17 protein-coding genes and 1 other annotated feature are annotated in these 18,954 nt (G+C 66.8%); of the genes, 4 read left to right on the forward strand and 13 right to left on the reverse strand.

What is annotated here, in order from left to right:
• Positions 1–252: 252 nt before the first annotated feature.
• From tnpC to ccoN, 13 genes are all read right to left on the reverse strand, one after another.
• Positions 253–1,533 carry an IS66 family transposase gene (gene tnpC / locus OF380_RS26250; RefSeq protein WP_264048569.1) on the reverse strand — a complete coding sequence of 427 codons (1,281 nt, stop codon included), beginning with the start codon at positions 1,531–1,533 and terminating at the stop codon, positions 253–255.
• Positions 1,534–1,600: 67 nt separating this feature from the next.
• A complete protein-coding gene (locus OF380_RS26255; RefSeq protein ID WP_264048570.1) occupies positions 1,601–1,849 on the reverse strand; it encodes a toll/interleukin-1 receptor domain-containing protein in 249 nt (82 codons plus the stop codon).
• Positions 1,850–2,311: 462 nt separating this feature from the next.
• Positions 2,312–3,540, reverse strand: a protein-coding gene (locus OF380_RS26260; protein WP_264045157.1) for an IS3 family transposase whose coding sequence is annotated in 2 segments (ribosomal slippage) — positions 2,312–3,252 and positions 3,252–3,540 — 1,230 coding nt in all. Because the reading frame shifts where the segments join, the coding sequence is not laid out codon by codon here.
• Positions 3,143–3,259: a sequence feature (AL1L pseudoknot), on the reverse strand. (Overlaps the previous gene by 117 nt.)
• A gap of 12 nt (positions 3,541–3,552) precedes the next feature.
• The gene (locus OF380_RS26265; RefSeq protein ID WP_264048571.1) at positions 3,553–4,080 is read right to left on the reverse strand and encodes a hypothetical protein; all 528 of its coding nucleotides are present in this window, start codon (positions 4,078–4,080) and stop codon (positions 3,553–3,555) included.
• 1,016 nt (positions 4,081–5,096) lie between these two features.
• Positions 5,097–6,317, reverse strand: a complete 1,221-nt coding sequence (locus OF380_RS26270) for an MFS transporter (RefSeq protein WP_264048572.1) — start codon at positions 6,315–6,317, stop codon at positions 5,097–5,099.
• Between the two features lie 69 nt (positions 6,318–6,386).
• Positions 6,387–6,524: a cbb3-type cytochrome oxidase assembly protein CcoS gene (ccoS, locus tag OF380_RS26275; RefSeq protein WP_264048573.1), complete on the reverse strand. Its 138-nt coding sequence runs from the start codon at positions 6,522–6,524 to the stop codon at positions 6,387–6,389.
• 9 nt (positions 6,525–6,533) lie between these two features.
• Entirely contained in the window at positions 6,534–8,861 is a 2,328-nt protein-coding gene (locus OF380_RS26280; protein WP_264048574.1) for a heavy metal translocating P-type ATPase, read from the reverse strand.
• A gap of 26 nt (positions 8,862–8,887) precedes the next feature.
• On the reverse strand, positions 8,888–9,406 hold the full coding sequence (locus OF380_RS26285) for a FixH family protein (RefSeq protein ID WP_264048575.1): 519 nt from the start codon (positions 9,404–9,406) through the stop codon (positions 8,888–8,890).
• 4 nt (positions 9,407–9,410) lie between these two features.
• A complete protein-coding gene (ccoG, locus tag OF380_RS26290; RefSeq protein ID WP_264048576.1) occupies positions 9,411–10,931 on the reverse strand; it encodes a cytochrome c oxidase accessory protein CcoG in 1,521 nt (506 codons plus the stop codon).
• 113 nt (positions 10,932–11,044) lie between these two features.
• A complete protein-coding gene (gene ccoP / locus OF380_RS26295; protein WP_264048577.1) occupies positions 11,045–11,926 on the reverse strand; it encodes a cytochrome-c oxidase, cbb3-type subunit III in 882 nt (293 codons plus the stop codon).
• A gap of 5 nt (positions 11,927–11,931) precedes the next feature.
• Positions 11,932–12,081, reverse strand: coding sequence for a cbb3-type cytochrome c oxidase subunit 3 (locus OF380_RS26300; protein ID WP_264048578.1), 150 nt, complete (start codon positions 12,079–12,081; stop codon positions 11,932–11,934).
• Between the two features lie 5 nt (positions 12,082–12,086).
• Positions 12,087–12,833: a cytochrome-c oxidase, cbb3-type subunit II gene (ccoO, locus tag OF380_RS26305; RefSeq protein WP_264048579.1), complete on the reverse strand. Its 747-nt coding sequence runs from the start codon at positions 12,831–12,833 to the stop codon at positions 12,087–12,089.
• Between the two features lie 72 nt (positions 12,834–12,905).
• Positions 12,906–14,549: a cytochrome-c oxidase, cbb3-type subunit I gene (gene ccoN / locus OF380_RS26310; protein ID WP_264051496.1), complete on the reverse strand. Its 1,644-nt coding sequence runs from the start codon at positions 14,547–14,549 to the stop codon at positions 12,906–12,908.
• Positions 14,550–15,175: 626 nt separating this feature from the next.
• Between ccoN and adh the strand changes: the two genes are divergently transcribed.
• The 4 genes from adh (at position 15,176) to OF380_RS26330 (ending at position 18,882) form a co-directional block, all read left to right on the forward strand.
• On the forward strand, positions 15,176–16,696 hold the full coding sequence (gene adh, locus OF380_RS26315; protein WP_108034709.1) for an aldehyde dehydrogenase: 1,521 nt from the start codon (positions 15,176–15,178) through the stop codon (positions 16,694–16,696).
• Between the two features lie 433 nt (positions 16,697–17,129).
• The gene (locus OF380_RS26320; protein WP_264048580.1) at positions 17,130–17,345 is read left to right on the forward strand and encodes a hypothetical protein; all 216 of its coding nucleotides are present in this window, start codon (positions 17,130–17,132) and stop codon (positions 17,343–17,345) included.
• A 603-nt stretch (positions 17,346–17,948) separates the two neighbouring features.
• Positions 17,949–18,320 (forward strand): hypothetical protein, encoded by a 372-nt coding sequence (locus tag OF380_RS26325; protein WP_264048581.1) that lies wholly within the window; start codon positions 17,949–17,951, stop codon positions 18,318–18,320.
• A gap of 67 nt (positions 18,321–18,387) precedes the next feature.
• The gene (locus tag OF380_RS26330) at positions 18,388–18,882 is read left to right on the forward strand and encodes a hypothetical protein (RefSeq protein WP_264048582.1); all 495 of its coding nucleotides are present in this window, start codon (positions 18,388–18,390) and stop codon (positions 18,880–18,882) included.
• The last annotated feature ends 72 nt before the right edge of the window (positions 18,883–18,954 follow it).

Consider the following 18,954-nt stretch of genomic DNA (forward strand, 5'->3'; position numbering starts at 1 on the left):
ATGGAAGGACCTGAAGCCGCGCGATTGCGCGGTACTCCCTTGCCCTTGTCGTCGGTAGTTCTCGACGAGAAGCTGCGCGCGCTTAGACTCCGAGATATACTTATCCAAGTCTGACATGCTCTGCAGGTACGGCCATTTCTGGAGGAATTCAGGTGCGGTCGCACCGTCCGAAACGAAGGAGGCCAGGAAGCGCCCCTTCTCCGTGGCAACCCCGATTTCCCATGTAATTACCCACCAATGTGACAGCCGGGTTCAGGCGCCGACGGTTTTGAGGATGGTGCCGAAGGGGCTGCTGCCTGTGAGGCGTGCGGTATCGACGACGGTGCGGATGGCGGCTTCGCCCTCGGCGGCCCACATCGCGCGGTAGCCGTTGGTGACCTTTCGCTGGATCACGGATGGGCGCAGCAGCCGCTCGGAGCCGTTGTTGGTCGGTTCGACCGCGCTGGGATGGGCCAGGAAGACGAGGAGCTGATGGCGAGCCCGACCGATCTTGGCCTGCAGGTCGCGGGTCAAGTCGCAGTGGCTCGGCGTGGCGAGGATGGCGCCCAGTTGCCGATCCAGGCTCCGGCGTTTAGCGGCCAGCGTCGAGGCGGCCAGATCGGTGGCGCGCTCGGCCAGGGCGAACACGGATTGGAGCCAGAGCTGCAGGCGCCAGGGGACAGGATCGTCGCTGGTGTCGACAGCGTAGGCGACATCGCGGGCGAGATGGGCGAGGCAGGTCTGGTGCGCGGCCGCGTGTCCCTGCTGGGCGGTGTAGCGGTCCGAGATCCACACCGCGGGCCGGTGGCCGTCCATCATCTCCCGAACCACGATGGCCCCCCGCGTCGGCGAGGCCGTGTGCACCACCGCGTCGACTGAGTGGAAGACCCAATGGTAGGCGTTACTGCCCTCGATGCGCACGCCGGTCTCATCCGAGGCGACCACCGCGGCCCGACGCAGGGTCGAGACAGCCTCGTCGCGACCGGAGCGGAAGCGCCTCTGCGCGCGCTGGAGCAAGTTCATCAGCCCGCCCTGGCTGAGCGTGAGCCCGAAGAGGTCGGAGAGCGCCGCCTGCAACCGCGCGTAGGACAGCGCCTGGAAGGTCTTGAGATACGTCGCCACAGCATGCAGCCGCGGGCCGAAGGGTGTTCCCCGCGCCGCCTCCGGCACGGCTGCGGCCACCCGCGTCCCGCAGGTCGGGCAATGCACGGCCAGTCGCCGATGCTGCGTCACCACCGGAACAACCTCCGGAAGTTCGATCCGCTCGGAAACGCCGACGACCTCTGTCGGAAGAGCGGTGTGCAGGTCGCCGCCGCAGCATGAGCACCGATCGGGACGATGATCGATCACCGTATCGGGATCGTCACTCATCACCCGGCTATGACCTTCGTGACCAGGCTTGGCGCCGCCAGGCTTGGATTGCTCCCGCCGCTCCTTGCGGTCCGTCGCGGGAGGCTTCGACGAGGTGCGCGAGGTCTTCGCAGGGCGCTGCAATCGCAGCACCAGCTCGATCAGCTCCTCGCGGCTCAACCGCTCAAGATCGATGCGACCCATCCCGGCAGGGAATCAGCGAAACCTAACCCGCGCAAGGGGGTGGGTAATTACCTTCCCATGGCACCCACTACGACGCCCGAGCGATAGGGCTGATCACCGCGAGTAGCTGCGAGCATTCGTCGAGGCGCATCCGTATATAATCTGCCAAATCGGGTCCGCTCTTCATCAACTGAGCGTCGATGACGTCGATATATACGTCCAGGCAGCCCATCCGGAGACGAGTGGCAATTAGTGAAGCGCGCTGAGAGTCTTCCTGCTTGTGAGAGACGAATACCTTCGCCAACCTGCGCTCCCATTCGGAACATAATGGCAACATGGCAGAGGCCGGGGCGCCTGTCGAGTCGACACCGCTGCGGGTGGGCAGTTGTCAGGGTGACCCGCGTTCAAGTGTACTCGCTGGGCCGTACACGGACCGACCAACGAGGCGACGGTGTGGATGGGCAATGAGCTTCTTGCGTTTACGCAAGGTCAGGTTTGGCGTCCGGTTGATGTCAAGACCTGATTGGCGTGGCGGTTTTGTGCCTGCTCGTGCGCCGAATGGGCGATGGCCGGGACGCACATGCACCCCGACCATCGTATAGTCGCTTTCGGTTGGCTTGCTGGAATGTCTGGGGCTCAGGCCACGATGGCAAGGTGCGCGGGTGAGCGCAGAGGAACAGGCGCACTTGACTGCCCTCTCGGGGCGATACCGTGAACCCGTCTGCGTACCGCGCCCTCACTCGGCTTCAGGAGGCGCTTCTGAACCGCGCCGGGTTTCCCGGAGGCCATTTGGTTTGATTCAGGCTGCCAAGGTTTGCACCTCGGCCTGGGCATAGTAGCGCGCTTCAGCCTCGGCGGGAGGGATATTCCCGATCGGTTCGAGCAGACGACGGGTGTTGAACCAGTCGACCCATTCGAGGGTGGCGAACTCGACGGCCTCGAACGACCGCCATGGTCCACGCCGATGGATCAGTTCGGCTTTGAACAGCCCGTTGATCGTCTCGGCGAGGGCATTGTCGTAGCTGTCGCCGACGCTGCCGACGGAAGGCTCGACACCGGCCTGGGCGAGCCGCTCGGTGTAGCGGATCGACAGGTATTGCGAGCCCCTATCGCTATGGTGCACGAGCCCACCACCCTGGTGGGGACGGCGCTCGTGCAGGGCCTGCTCCAAAGCGTCGAGCACGAAGGCGGCATGGGCGGTTCGGGAGACCCGCCAGCCGACGATGCGGCGGGCGAAGACGTCGATGACGAAGGCCACATAGACGAAGCCAGACCAGGTCGCGACGTAGGTGAAATCGCTGACCCACAGGGCGTTGGGCCGCGGTGCCTTGAACTGTCGGTTGACCCGGTCGAGCGGGTACACCGCGGCCGGATCGGGGATCGTCGTCCGGACTGTCTTGCCCCGCACGACACCCTTCAGTCCCATCGCCCGCATCAGCCGCGCCACGGTGCACCGAGCCACCACGATCCCGTCCCGGCCGAGCTGCCGCCAGACCTTGCGCACGCCGTAGACGCGGAAGTTCGCCTCGAACACGCGCCGGATCTCGACCATCAGCGCCGCATCGCTCCTGGCCCGTGCAGGCAGCTTGCCGGGATCGGCACGCCGCGCGGCATGGGCATGGTACGTCGACGGGGCGATCGGCAGCACCCTGCAGATCGGCTCGACCCCATAGACGGCCCGATGGTCGTCGATGAACGCGATCATGTCCGCGACCGGCGGTCGAGCTCCGCCATGGCAAAATACGCCGACGCCTTCCTCAGGATCTCGTTGGCTTGGCGCAGTTCACGGTTCTCGCGCTCCAGCGCTTTGATCCGCTCGCGCTCGTCCGTGCTCGGGCCGCCCCGCTGTCCCGTGTCCCGCTCGGACTGCCGGATCCAGTTCCGGAGCGTCTCGCCCGAACAGCCGATCTTGGCCGCGATCGAATTGATCGCCGCCCATTGCGAGGCATGCTCGCCCTGATGATCAAGGACCATCCGCACCGCGCGGGCACGGACCTCGGGGGAATAGGGTGGGGTTCGCTTCGTCATGGCTCCATCCTCTCAAGAGTTGGAGCCTCCGGGAAACCCGGCGCGGTTCACTTCCGGCTCGTGCGCATGGCCAATTCGGGGTTGAAGGTCGTCCTGAGGACGCCTTCGCCTGTACAGCTCTGGATCGGATCGCGCGAAAAGTCGTTTGTGGAAGATCCGCTGTTCGATCTTCTTGCGAAGGGCCTTGAGCGACCACTCCTCCTCGTGGGTTCTCGCCTCTTCCGCGAGGTCGGCGCCGAGCCGATCCGCAATCTCTCTCACACTCATGGAGCCGTCTGCCGGTAGGATCGCATGGATGTCGCGGACGACACGGTCCCAGAAATGGTCGGTTCGCACGGCCTGCAGGTGCCGCCGGGTCTCGGCTAGCTCGGCTTCCAATGCCGTGACCTGAGCGAGTAGCCCGTCGGCCATGACCAGCGTCTCAGCGCGCAGGGCCCGCTCATCGCACAGGATGATCTCGAAGCGCTCGCGGTCTCTCTCAAAGGCTTGGTCGGCCTCGTTCTGTGCCGCAGCCCACAACGTGGCGGCCGCCCTGGCCAAGCGGGCCGAAACCTCCGGCGGAACCCATCCGCGTGGGGGTACGGGCACGTAGGTCCTGTCCGCTTTTCATTCCAGGAGAAGTGGACCAACGTCACGGGGTGAGCCACCCCGGCTGGTATTTTGCAACAGGCGTGTCCTCACCGTCGACTGCGAGATGAAGCCGCCCTCGGCCTGGATCTCGTCGGCGGCTCAAAGACCATGTTCCCGTCTACCATTGCCACCGCCCCCGGGGGGGTAGAAGCACAATCGGCAGTTGTTAACGGCGGTTCGCAGCCTCTCCCATAAGGTAGCGGTAGTGGTAGCGACGGTTTTATCGCTACTACTACCATTCGGCACAATCCCCGTTGCTTCGAACCTGCTCAATTGGGTGGGTTGGCGGGAGGCCAGGCACGCTTGCCCGGACGCCGCCAAGCTGCCTCAGGGGACCTCGGGTTCGGTGGAAAATCGTCCCGCAGGTTTCTCGCAGATTTTAAATTACCCGAGGGGACGAGGCCTCATCAAGATAGATTAAGCCGAAGGGATTCGTTCATCCTCAATGGGTTGTGGACAGCTTGTTTCGTGACGGCGCATTCGGCCCTGCGGTGGTGCGAGCCGAAGTCTGGTCAAGCCAAGTCCCGCCCAGGTCTCGAATGCCGCGTGGCTTTGCAGCCTGGGGAAGGTGGAACACTCCTCCCACGGGAGGCCTGCGCAGGTCCATTGGACAGCGGCCCCAACATTGCCGTCGCCCCGGCCCCGGATGCCTGCTTCCGTAGGGAGCCAGCGGGCCCGAACGATGCCGGCGCTCACCTGCATGTTGGCCTAACGGGAGAAGTCACGGAGCTGCTTTCGATCCCGACGATCCTGTGCGATGAGGGGTCATCACAATATCGTGAGGACCTACGGCCGGCAGGGCGCCGGTCCGTCGGACCTTGGGTACGCCGGGGGGCCTGGGCTGCGTCGCCGCAACGGCATGCTTCGGAAGATGACCGGCCGCGCGTCCGCTGAAAGCAAAGGCGCTTCAGGGCGTCGCGCGTTTATCAAGGTCCATCGTTCGCCTCGGCCGCGGTCGGAGCGAGCCTCGTCGACAGGGACAGGATGGCTGCGGAGGCCATCAGGCAGAGGGAACCGGTGACCAGGAGGGCGGGTAGGTAGCTCCCGAGCCCGATGCGCGCGGCACCCGCCCCGAAGGCCGCCACCGCACCCCCGAGCTGGTGTCCGGTGAATACCCATCCGAATACGAGGCCCGCCCGTTGCGGGCCGAAGCGCGCGACCACGAGCCTTGCCGTTGGCGGCACGGTCGCGGTCCAGTCCAGGCCGTAGAGCAGGGCGAAAAGCGATAGGCCGGCGAACGAGATCTCGCTGAACGACAGGGCGACGAGGGAGAGTCCGCGTAGGCCATAGAACCAAAAGAGCAGCCAGCCGGCGTCGAACCGGTCGGAGAGCCACCCGGAGATGGATGTGCCGGCGAAGGCGAGCAGGCCTATCAGCGCGAGGACACCGGTCGCTTGGCCGGGGACGACCGCATAGTCAGCGCAGAGCGGGACGAGGTGGGCCTGGATCAGGCCACCGGTGCTCGCCCCGCAGACGGCGAACGTGCCGAACAAGCTCCAGAACACCCCCGACCGCGCTGTCTCGTGGAATGTCGAGGCCATGTCGCGGAGAGGTACGGGGCCGGCGGCGGACGCCGGGTTCGCCCGCGTGCCGAATGGCCGGAGCCCGATATCCTCGGGACGCTCGGGCACCAACGCGGAGACCGCTGCGGCTGCAAGCACGACCAGCCCGCATATGGCCAGGATGCATCCCCTCCACCCGCACGTCTCAACGAGCGCGGCGAGCGGCGGAAGCATGATCAACTGCCCCATGGTCGCGGCGCCGCCGAGGGCCCCGATGACGAGGCCTCGTCGCTCCGAAAACCAACGCGTCGCCACCATCATCCCGAGCGTCACCGAGAGGAGGCCGCTTCCGACCCCGACGAATACGCCCCAGAGGAGGATGAGGTGCCATGTGCGCGTCATCGCAAGCGATGCAAGGAGCCCGGCGGCGATCAGTGCTAGGGCGGACAGCACCACGCGGCGCAGGCCGCAAGCATCGACCAATGGTGCCGCCAGCAAGCCTGCGACGCCGAACAGGAGCCATCGAACCGAGACCGCGGAGGAGACGGCGCCGATGTCCCAGCCGAACTCGCGCTGCAGGGGCAGCATCAGGATGCTCGCGACTCCGGCGGCGGCCGATGCCGCGAGCATGGCGAGGGACGCCACGCCCGCGACGATCCAGGCGTGATGAACGCCTTCTCGCGTCACAGTCGCAGGTCGCCCCGGATGGCTGCCTCAATCCTCGTCGAGCACTCGGTACTCGGCGCCCTCGATGTCCTCGTACTGGCCGGAACCGAGCGCCCAAAGGAATGCAAGCAGGCCGAGCCCTCCGAGCGCGAGGGCAAGGGGGATGACGAGGAGGAGGACGTTCATCGCTCGTTCCTATGCCGCCGGGACCGCGGAAGGAGCTTCGGGCGCGATGTCGGCGGCGCGCGGTTCCGGTCGGGTGAGGCGGACGAGGCGCGCGCGACGTGCGCGCAGCGCGTTCAGCGTGACGATGACCGACGAGCCGGACATCGCCAGCGCGGCGATCAGCGGCGTCACCTGGCCGGCGGCGGCGAGCGGGACGGCGAGCAGGTTGTACGCCGCGGAGAACCACAGGTTCTGCACCATGAGGCGCCTGGCCCCTTTGCCGAAGGCCAGGACGGCAAGCACCGGCGAGAGGTCGCGCCCCAGGAACAGGGCGTCCGCCGCCGCCTGGCTGACGTGCGCCGCCGTGACGGGCGAGAGCGATGCATGGGCGGCGGCGAGGGCCGGCGCATCGTTGAGCCCGTCGCCCACCATCAGAGCCCTACGGCCCCCGCGGGCGAGCGTCTCGATCCGGGCGATCTTGTCCTGGGGCGAGAGGCCGGCTTCCCAATCCTCCAAGCCGAGCCGACCTGCAACGCATGCGACGGCCTCGGTGCGGTCCCCCGACAGGATCATGACCCTGTACCCCGCGTCCTTCAGCTCGGACACCACCTTGGCTGCGTCCGGGCGTAGGGCCTGCCGCACCGGAAAGGCCATCGGCCCGCTATCGCCCGCCCTGAAGCAGATCACCGATGCGTCCGGGTGCGCGGCGAGGGCCGCCGCCGCCTCGTGCGCGGCTCCGCAATAGGCCGGGGACCCCAGCCGCAGCTCGATCCCGTCGACGGTGGCCCGCACGCCGAGACCCGCCGCTTCCTCGGCTCCCGGATACGGCATCGCGCCACCGGCCGCCCGCGCGAGCGCAACGGCCATCGGGTGCCGGCTCGACAGGGCCAATCGGGCGGCCTGCGACGGGATCTCGGGTTCGTCGCCTATCCCGGAAAGCGTCGGCTCGGGAAGGGTGAGCGTGCCGGTCTTGTCGAACACCACGGTATCGACCTCGGCAAAGCGTTCCAGGGCCGTGCCGTCGTTGAGCAGCACGCCCTCGCGGAACAAGGCCCCCGCAGCGACGACCTGGACGGTCGGGATCGCCAGTCCCAACGCACAGGGACAGGTCACGATCAGGACCGCGACCGCGTCGAGGAGCGCCGCGTGCCAGCCGGCGCCCGCCGCGAGCCAACCGACGAGGGTCAGGGCGGCAGCGGTGTGGACCAGGGGCACGTAGAGGCGCGTCGCCTTGTCGGCGAGCACCAAGGCGCGGGAGCGGGCCTCCAGCGCGCGTCCCATCAGGCCCTCGACCTCGTCGAGGAGCGTGGCGCCGGCCGCGGCGCTGACATGGATCGTGAGCGCGCCGCTGCCGTTCAGGGCACCCGCGTAGACCTTGTCCCCGCCACGGACCGTGACGGAGGCGGTCTCGCCGGTGACGAGGCTCTGGTCGAGGTCCGTCGTGCCCTGCTCGACGGTGCCGTCCACCGGGACACGCTCGCCGGGGCGGACGAGCACGCGCGCTCCTGGCGCGAGGTCCGCGACCGGGACGTCGCGGATGGTGCCGTCCGCCTCGATGCGTGCGGCGGTCTCGCTCCGCAGGGCGGCCATGTTCTGCGCGAACGCACGCGTTCGGCGGCGCATGGCCTGGTCGAGGGCGCGCCCGATCAGAAGGAAGAACAGGAGCATCACGGCGCCGTCGAAATAGGCGTGCGTGGCGCCCGACGCGGTTTCAATGACGGACATGGCGAGGGTCAGGACGACGCCGAGGGTTATGGGAAAGTCCATCGTCACCCGCCCGGCGCGCAGGCCCCGGAAAGCGCCTTCGTAGAAGGGGCGTCCCGCGTACGCCGCCGCCGGCAGCGCGATGAGGGCCTGTATCCAGTGGAAGAGGTCGCGGTTCTCGGGAGGCATGTCCGAGACGTTGCCCGCCCAGACCGAGATGGCCAGAAGCATCACGTTCATGGAGGCGAAGCCGGCCACGGCCAGCGCCCGGATCAGGCGCCGGGATTCGACGGCGTCGGCGTCCGACGGGCGCAGGGGATCGAACGGCTGGGCCTTGTAGCCCAGCGTCTCCAGGCGAGCGAGCACCGCGCCGAGGTCCGGCTCGGCGGATGGCTGCCAGGTCACCGCGAGGCGCCGGTCCGTGAAGTTGAGGCGTGCCTTGGCGACCCCGGCAAGATCCGCCAGGCCCCGCTCTATCGCGCCCATGCAGGCGGCGCAGCGCACGCCTTCCACGGCAAGCTCGGCACTCGCCGTCCCGTCCGGCGCGCGCGACAGGAACGTCGCGTAATCACGCGCGAGCGTGGGCCTGGTGTTCGTCTCGTTCCAGGACGCATGGGCCTCGACGTAGGCCAGCGCCATATCGGTGCAGCACATGGACGGTGATCCTTGCAAGGTGGCGCCTAGGGCAGGACGAGGCGGCTCCTGCGCCGGAAGTCGCTGCCGTCCCGGCCGACCACGTCCACGACGAGGTTCCACTGCCCCGCGGCGACGGAAGCGAGGTGCGCGACGTACTCGCCCGGCCCGGCCTCGGTCAGGTCGGCGCCAAGGTCGCTCCGCTTGTCGGTCGGACGCTCGAAACGGGCTTGCAGGCGTCGTCCGGCGAGCGGGGATCCGTCCGTGGCCTGCAGGGTGACGGCGAGCTCCAACCCTCCCGCCTCGTCACGATGCGTCCGGCTGGCAAGCCGCCAGCCCTGCGCCTCGTGCCGGCGGGCGGTTCGGGTCTCCTCGTTGAAGTGCTGGCTGGCTTGGTACGGCGAGGCTACCTCAAGGCCCGACCATGTCCGTAGCGCGGACGCGACGAGGATCGCGTCGGCGCTCGCGATGGTGCCGAAGAAGGCGGCGAAGAGCGCGAGGACCTTGGTCCCGGTCAGCCGGAACTGTCCTCGCGTGGCGGTCGGGAGCTTGCGCGCGATGTCCATGGGTTCAGGGTGCCTTGAAGTGGTCGGTGGCGACGGCGCCCTCGCCGGAGGCGGGGTCCGTGATCCGGAAGGCGACGGGAAGCGATGGGCCGAGGCGGGCGCCCCCTGGTGCGAACACGAGGACGCGGAACTCCTGCGTGGCGTCGGACGGAACGGGCAGGCGGTCCGGCGTGCCGCCGACGACCTCGACGCGCGCATCGGGCAGGCCCTCGACCGAGAGCGAGAGGTGCCGTTCGACGGGCCGCTTATTGATGAGCCTGACCGTATAGCCGTTGCGGATGGTGCCGTCGGACAGGGTGACGAAGAGCGGGTTACGGTCGTGCAGGACGCTCATGCCCGTGAGGCTGCGCGTGGCGAGGCTCTGGAGCATCAGGCCCCCCACGCCGGCCACGAGGAGGCCGTACACGACGGTGCGCGGCCGGACGATGCGCAGGGATGTGGGTCGGCCCTCTGCACGGCATCGGACGTTGGCCTCGGTGTCGTAGCCGATGAGCCCGGCCGGACGACCCAGCTTGCCCATCACCGTGTCGCAGGCGTCGACGCATAGGCCGCACTGGATGCAGTCCATCTGAAGCCCTTCGCGGATGTCGATCCCCGCCGGGCAAGCGGTGACGCATGCGAAGCAGTCGACGCAGCCGCCGGCGGGTTGCCCGGCCGCGCGCAGGACGGCTGTCTTCTTGGCCGAGGTCCGCGGCTCGCCGCGGTCGACGCGGTACAGGATGTTCAGGGAGTGCTCGTCGGTCAGCGAGCCCTGGATGCGCGGCCAGGGACACATGTAGGTGCAGACCTGCTCCCGCATGTGGCCTGCGAGCAGGTAGGTGGTCGCCGTGAGCGTCAGGATGGCGACGTAAGCCGCGGTCGGCGCCCGCAGGGTCGCCAGTTGGCCGACCAGCGTCGGCGCGTCGGCGAAGTAGAGGACCCACGCACCCCCGGTCCACCACGCGATCAGCAGCCAGACGGCATGCTTCGTGGTGCGCAGGCGGACCTTCTCCATCGACCAGGGCGCCGCGTCGAGCCTCAGGCGCTCCCGCCGATCCCCCTCGATGAGCCGCTCGACCGCCAGGAAGAGGTCGGTCCAGACGGTCTGTGGGCAGAGGTATCCGCACCAGACGCGTCCGGCGACCGCGTTCATCAGGAACAGCGTGAAGGCCGCCAGGATCAGCAGGCCCATGACGTAGGTGACGTCCTGGGGCCACAGCTCGATGGCGAAGAAATGGAATCGCCCTCGGTCGAGGTCGAGCAGCACGGCCTGGGAAGGTTCCCCGGGGCCGCGGTCCCAGCGCAGGAACGGCACGAGGTAGTAGATGCCGAGGGTGACCGCGAGGATCGCCCACTTCACCGTCCGGAAGGTGCCCCGGACGGCCTGTGGCTGGATCTTGCGGCGGGCCGCGTAGAGGGCGCCGTTCGGGTCCGGGATGGCGGTGCGGGTCGCTGCGGTCCCGAACTTCTTCGTGCGTCCGGAAAGCACGGTCGTGGACCGTGGTTTCGGGGGAACGGATTTCCGGGCCGGCTCGATCTGCGACATCGTCGTCTTCCCCGCCGGCCTCCCGGGCCGGCACCGATGCCTTCTAGGAAGACGCCCGTGCGCTTTCCTTGATCTCGCTCAAACGCGTTCCGACGAGTGTCGCGCGACCCGCCTCACTTACCCCCGCCCAGGCCATGGACGTAGACCGCGAGCGACTTGATGGTCGCGGGGTCGAGCCGACCCTCCCAGGCGGGCATCACGCCCTTGCGTCCGTTGCCGACCGTCGTGACCACCTGCTGGGGCGACGAGCCGTAGAGCCAGATGGGATCGGTGAGGTTGGGGGCTCCCATCTCCGGGTTTCCCTTGGCCCCCTCCCCGTGGCAGGCCGCGCAGTTGCCGGCGAAGACCTCAGCGCCCTTTTCCTGGCTCGCACCGGGTACCCCCGGCTTGCCGGAGAGCGAAAGTACGTAACTGGCCACCGCTTCGATCTCGGCCCGCGCCAGGACGCCGTCGCGGCCGAAGGCGGGCATGTCCCCGATGCGGGCCTCGCCGTGGCCGGAGCGCGCGCCGTAACGGATGGTGCGTTCGATCTCCTCGGGCGTGCCGCCCCAAAGCCAGTCGTCGTCCTGCAGGTTCGGGTAACCCGTCCGGCCGGTCGCCGAGCCGCCGTGGCAGCCCGCGCAGTTGTCGCCGAACGCCGCCTTGCCGGTGGCGAGGGCCAGGCGCAGGAGCGCCGGGTCCGCGCGTATCTCGGCGATGGGGACGCTGGCGAGCTGCGCCTGCCCGCGGGCATCGCGGACAGCGCGGACGCCATCGACCTCGGCCAGCACGCTGTCGCGCTGCGAATAGCCGAGGACGCCGGCCGTGTAGCCGCTGACGAGCGGCCAGGCGGGATAGGCGACCCAGTAGCCGAACGACCAGATCACCGTCGCGTAGAGGGTGTATAACCACCAGCGCGGAAGCGGGTTATTGTATTCGCTGATGCCGTCCCATTCGTGACCGGTCGTATGGGAGGTTCCGGAATCCGGCTCCCCGGGAAGCGTCGTCTGTGGCACGGCTATCAGTCCTCGCTCAGCGGGAGTTGGGCGGCGGCTTCGAAGCGCGAGCGGTTGCGCGGCCAGAAGGCGTACAGGATCACGGCGGCGAAGATGCCGACGAAGTAGAGGAGGCCGCTGGTCTGCGCGAAGGCGGCTGCGCTTTCGTAGGTCATGGCGCTCACCTGAGGTTCTTCTTGTCTTCGTAGATCTTGAAGTCGACCATGGTGCCGAGGACCTGGAGGTAGGCGACCAGGGCGTCGATCTCCGCGACCCGGGACTTGTCGCCGCCGAAATCGCGGACGTTGGCGCCGGGATAGCGGCGCTGCAGGTCCGCGGCGCCGGGACCGTCCGCGTCGAGCTGGGCCCGCAGGTCGGTTCGGGCGAGCGCGACCATCTCGTCGCTGTAGGGCACGCCCACCGCCCGGTTCGCCTTCAGGTCCTCCGCGATGGCATCGGCGTTCAGGGGCCGGTCGAGGAAGGCATAGGCCGGCATGATCGAGGCCGGCACGACGGAGCGCGGATCCAGCAGGTGCTCGCGATGCCAGGCGTCCGAATACTTGCCGCCGACGCGGGCAAGGTCGGGGCCCGTGCGCTTCGACCCCCACTGGAAGGGGTGGTCGTACATGCTCTCGGCGGCGAGCGAGAAGTGGCCGTAGCGCTCGATCTCGTCGCGCATCGGCCGGATCATCTGGCTGTGGCAGAGGTAGCAGCCCTCGCGGATGTAGATGTTGCGTCCGGCGAGTTCGAGCGGCGTATAGGGCCGGACGCCCTCGACCGCCTCGACCGTGCTCTTCAGGTAAAAGAGGGGCGTGATCTCGACGAGGCCGCCGATGGCCACGACGATGAGCGCGCCGATGAGGAGGAGGATGGAGTTCTTCTCGAAGACCTCGTGCCTCTTCCAGAGGCCCGGCTGGGCGTGCGCCATGGCGATGTGTCCGTGATGTTGAGGAAGGGAGCGTGGGCCGGGAGCCGCCACTGGAAGGCGGCTCCCGGAGGGTCATTCGGCCGGTGCCAGGACGGGCGCGATGGCGTCGTCGGGCGACGCGTCCCGCGTTGCGGCCGTGCGGCCCGCGATGGTCATGGCGAGGTTGAAGGCCATGATCAGCGACCCGATCAGGAACAGCACGCCGCCCAACGCCCGGACCAGGTAGTAGGGCTGCATCGCCTCCACGGTCTCCACGAAGGAGTATTCAAGGAACCCGAGGGCGTTGTAGGCGCGCCACATCAGCCCCTGCATGATCCCGGCGACCCACATCGAGGAGATGTACAGCACGATGCCGAGGGTCGAGACCCAGAAGTGCCATTCGACCAGCTTGAGGGAATACAGCTCACGCCGGTTCCAGAGCCACGGGACCAGGCAATAGAGGGCGCCGAAGGAGATGTAGGCGACCCAGCCGAGGGCGCCCGAATGCACGTGCCCGATGGTCCAGTCGGTGTAATGCGACAGGGAGTTCACGGCCTTGATGGCCATCAGCGGCCCCTCGAAGGTCGCCATGCCGTAGAAGGCGAGCGACACCACCATGAAGCGCAGCACGGGATCGGTGCGAAGCTTGTCCCAGGCGCCGGACAGCGTCATTAGGCCGTTGATCATGCCGCCCCAGGAGGGCATCCACAGCATGATCGAGAAGGTCATGCCCAGGGTCTGCGCCCAATCCGGCAGCGCGGTGTAGTGCAGGTGGTGCGGGCCGGCCCAGATGTACATGAAGATCAGCGCCCAGAAGTGAATGATCGACAGCCGGTATGAGTAGATCGGCCGCTCGGCGCGCTTGGGAACGAAGTAGTACATGATCGCCAGGAAACCGGCGGTGAGGAAGAACCCGACCGCGTTGTGTCCGTACCACCACTGGATCAGGGCATCCTGGACACCGGCGAACATCGGGTAGGACTTCGAACCGAAGAACGAGACCGGGACCGCCAGGTTGTTGACGATGTGCAGCATGGCGACCGTGACGATGAAGCCGAGGTAGAACCAGTTCGCCACGAAGATGTGCGGTTCCTTGCGCTTCCAGAGCGTCGCCAGGAAGACCAGCAGGTAGGCGACCCAGACCAGGGTCAGCCACAGGTCGGCGTACCATTCGGGCTCGGCGTACTCCTTCGACTGGGTGACGCCCAGGAGGTAGCCGGTGCCGGCGATGACGATGAAGAGGTTGTAGCCGAGGACCACGAACCAGGGCGCGAGATCGCCGGCCAGCCGCGCCCGGCAGGTGCGCTGGACGACGTAGAACGAGGTGCCGATCAGGACATTGCCGCCGAAGGCGAAGATCACCGCCGAGGTGTGCAGCGGCCTCAGGCGTCCGAAGGTCGTGAATTCGAGCCCGAAATTCAGCGACGGGGCCCAGAGCTGGAAGGCGATGGTGCATCCGACGAGGAACCCGGCGATGCCCCAGACCATCGCGGCGATGACGGTGAACTTGACCGGGCCGAGATTGTAGTTCGGCTTACCGTCGATGGTCTGGGGCGGCGCGGCCGCCGGGCGCCACTCGTAGCGCTTCAGGATGGCAAGGAACCCGCCAAGGGCGGCAAGGGCGAACAGGCCCATATGGAAGCCGAAGGGAGCATCCACCGCATGGGCCGATGCGAGGGCGCAGAGCAGCGCACCGGTGAGGAAGGCGAGACTGAGGCCCGCCTCCCCTTCGGTCATGTACTTGGGTGAAGGTATCGCGGCCATGGCTTCGTCGATTCGCCTCGCGCAGGGATGGATGTCATCGCGCTTAAGGAGGGGGGCTGCACCGGGCCTTGATTTGAATCAAACGACGGCATCCTCGACGGCGCCGGGGAATTCCGTGGCCTCGGGCCGGCCGGTGCGAGGACGGGGCTCCTGCCCCACGCAGGCACGTCAGTCTTCCAGGATGATGAACCGGATCGAGGAGAGCCATCGCTCGCCGCGCATGTGCCGGCTCTACGGCGTCCGCGGACCCCGGCTCACGGCGGGCGTGGGTATGCCTGTGCCGCGTGCGGCCTGCCTCATGGCGTCCTTCGCGCGGCGATAAACGGCGTGCGGCTACCGCGCCGACAATGATGACGCCATCGGGTTCGATGATTGATCCGGATCAATTGATGTGCCGGCTTGTGTGTTACGAAGCTAGAAGGTGCATATAGGTACAGCCTCAAGCAGAGCGGCCGGAAGCACCAGGAGATCGGCGGGCGGGCGGTTACGGAATAATACTAATCAGGTTCGGCACTGCCTCATCAAGGCTCTTTCCGCCCTGTGCTGACTTGTCGCCCGGCCTTGCCGACAACGTGCAAGAACAATCAGGAGGATACGCGATGAACAAGCCGGAGTTTCTCAACCAGGGCACCAAGGCGCCGTTCTCGGCGCGCTACGACAACTTCATCGGCGGTCAGTGGGTGGCGCCGGTGGCCGGCCGCTACTTCGAGAACACCTCGCCGATCACCGGCCGGGTGATCTGCGAGGTCGCCCGCTCGGACGCCGCCGACGTCGACAAGGCCCTCGACGCCGCCCACGCCGCGAAGGAGGCCTGGGGCCGCACCGCGCCGGGCGAGCGCGCCCGCATCCTGAACAAGATCGCCGACCGGATGGAGGAGAACCTCGACCTGATCGCGCTGGCCGAGACCTGGGACAACGGCAAGCCGATCCGCGAGACGACCCACGCCGACATCCCGCTTGCCATCGACCATTTCCGCTACTTCGCCGGCTGCGTCCGCGCGCAGGAAGGCTCGATCTCCGAGATCGACCACGACACCGTCGCCTACCACTTCCACGAGCCGCTCGGCGTCGTCGGCCAGATCATCCCGTGGAACTTCCCCATCCTGATGGCGGTGTGGAAGCTCGCCCCGGCGCTCGCGGCCGGCAATTGCATCGTGCTGAAGCCCGCCGAGCAGACCCCGGCCTCCATCCTCGTGGTGGCCGAGCTCATCGCCGACCTGCTGCCGGCGGGCGTGCTCAACATCGTCAACGGCTTCGGCCTTGAGTGCGGCAAGCCGCTGGCTTCCTCGCCCCGCATCGCCAAGATCGCCTTCACGGGCGAGACGACGACGGGCCGGCTGATCATGCAGTACGCCTCGCAGAACCTGATCCCGGTGACGCTGGAGCTCGGCGGCAAGTCGCCGAACATCTTCTTCTCCGACGTCGCCAACGAGGATGACGACTTCTTCGACAAGGCGCTGGAGGGCTTCACGATGTTCGCCCTCAACCAGGGCGAGGTCTGCACCTGTCCGAGCCGCGCCCTGGTGCACGAGTCGATCTACGACCGCTTCATGGAGCGGGCGATCAAGCGCGTCGAGGCGATCACGCAAGGGTCGCCCCTGGATCCCGCCACGATGATCGGCGCCCAGGCCTCCTCGGAGCAGCTGGAGAAGATCCTCAGCTACGTCGACATCGGCAAGCAGGAAGGCGCCCAGTGCCTCACCGGCGGCGAGCGCAACATGAAGGACGGCGAGTTCGCGGAGGGCTACTACATGAAGCCGACCGTGTTCCGCGGTCACAACAAGATGCGCATCTTCCAGGAGGAGATCTTCGGGCCCGTCCTCTCGGTGACGACCTTCAAGGACGATGCCGACGCCCTGAGCATCGCCAACGACACCCTCTACGGCCTCGGCGCCGGCGTCTGGACCCGCGACGGAACCCGCGCCTACCGCTTCGGCCGCGCCATCCAGGCCGGCCGCGTCTGGACGAACTGCTACCATGCCTACCCGGCCCACGCGGCCTTCGGCGGCTACAAGCAGTCCGGCATCGGCCGCGAGAACCACAAGATGATGCTCGACCACTACCAGCAGACCAAGAACATGCTCGTCAGCTACTCCGCCAAGAAGCTCGGCTTCTTCTGAGGCGGCATAGACCGCAGGAGCCGACGTTCGATCCGCCCCGGCATCGCGAAGGCCGGGGCGTTTTCGTGTCCTCCAACGGAGCGGGCGACTTCCCAGGGCACGTGGAAGGAAGCGGGGCTCCGTGCCGCCAGCTCGCAGGAAAGGGCGTGGGCTTCACCCGCCCGCATCTCATTGCGCCGCCCGAGCGATCCTCCCGGCGCGGATGAACCCTGGCGCGGAGTCGTTCGACCGTGAACGACGACGAGTAGGCATCGTCAAGCCTCGTAGTGGCCACCGCCCTCACGCTTTCCTCGCACCGACCTGTCCCGAGGCTTCCTTGATCCAGCTCAAGGTTGGCGGGAGCGCCTCATGGAATGAACGTGGTTGTCCATAGGAGGAACAACCGATGCCCAGATCTTCAGAAGCCGTCATTCCCGAACCGGCACGAGCGTTCATGGCGCTCTTCCTGTCAGCCGCAGCGCTGGCCCTGGTGATGGTCATCTCCGCTTTTGCTGCGTTGATATCCGTCCTGGTCTTCAATGCCGGAGCCTTTATCCTCAACCTGATGTTCGTGGTCGGTAAGCTCGTTCTGCCTGTTGCCGTGCTCGGATTGATTATGATCAGCGGTGTGCTTTGGTTCTCCCGCACGCACAGGTCCAGGGCGGCTTGATGTGCCGACGCTCGGTTCAGCGGCGCTCTGCGCCTGGTTAAAGCCTTGGCGACCGTGGCCAAGGCTCTGCCCTGGGTTCGAGGTGCACGTTTCCGGCGTTTACTCGTCGGCATCGGGACGGCGCTAAGTGGTGGGCCACTTCGTGCGACGTAGGTTCACGGCTGTTGGCCGAGATCCCGACATGCTGGCATGGCAAGCCTTCTAAGGAACGAACGGCCAAGACCTGGCATATCCCTCCGTCAGCGCCCACCGTCTCAGATCGATTTATACGAGCCTCATGGTGGGTGCGCCGGAATGCGGTTGATGCGTTCTTGACCTGCAGGATGGCGTCGACGCGGGACGACCAGAGTGCAACTGCAACGGTTGTCGTACGACAAGGCCCTACTCATCGTATAGACCGCCGGGCTGAAATGTCAGGGTAGGTCGTGGTGGCCTCCGGGCCCTCACTAGCTTGCCTCACGACAACGGCCCCCGACCTAGCGTGTCTGTAGGACCGTGAGGACATGGGTGTCCCTCCGCATGCCACGTACATCCCACGGGGATGACAGCCCTCCAAATCCGAGGTACAGTTATATGTATATCTGTATCGCATCGGAGGCTGTTATGCGGCAGTTCACCATGAACATAGATGATGCCCTCCTTCTGGCTGCCAAGCGACATGCACTGGTAGCGGGTTGCACCATGAGCGACCTTGTCCGTGATCTCCTCGCCCGCGAAGTTGGCTGGTCCACGATGAAGGCCGAGCCACCGGTCGACGCGAAGGCGGCTGCGCCGATATTGCAAGCATACTCCTGCGGCCGCCTGAGCCGCCGGCAGGCCATGGGGCGCCTGGGTTTGTCGCCTGATCGCTATCCGGAGTTCGTCGAAGCGATGAATCGCACTTCCGTCGCTTGGCCGACACACGATCCTGAACAGATCGAGCGGGAAGCAGCACTCGTAGCGGCTGCCATCGAGGAAAACGATGATGCGGACTAAGGTCTTGCTACCGGATTCAGGGCCGCTGTTTTCTTTTGTCTCTGTTTCGGGAGGATTGGATCTACTGTTGGCGCCTGGTCTCCCGCTCGTTCTGACCGACTACATCGAATGGGAGGCGACGAGGAGTGGTAGCGCGACTGCGCTGGAGATCAAATCGTGGATCGCCGCCCATCCGAACAAGGTTCGTGTCGTCGAGACGGAACTCGGCCAAGCTCGTATCGCCAGTGAGGTCGCCAAGACCTCCAAGAAGGTCGAGCGGCGAAACGTCGGTGAGGTCACGGTGTTCGAGGCGTTGGCCAACGGCGACGTAGGAGATGGACCTTTCCTCTTCCTGTTCGAGGAGGACAAGTTTGTCGATCCGGGGTTCTACGGACGCCATCCGGTGCATTCGGTGACGACCTTCGGTTTCCTGGTTGGCCTGGAGCGAAGCGGCATCATCCCTTCTGCCGACGTTATTCTCGGCGCGATGCGGTCCAACGGCCGTGAGGGCGTCAAGGCCGTCATTCTCGACCGACCTCATCGAGCTTCGAGGGAGGACGCAGACACGACTTGGCGACCGTAACCTATCCTCCGCCAGCCCGGTGATGAGGCGCCGACACCTTAAGAGCGTCTGACAACCGCGACTGGCGCGTTG

The sequence above is a fragment of the Methylobacterium sp. FF17 genome (assembly GCF_025813715.1).
Classification (GTDB): Bacteria; Pseudomonadota; Alphaproteobacteria; order Rhizobiales; family Beijerinckiaceae; genus Methylobacterium; species Methylobacterium flocculans.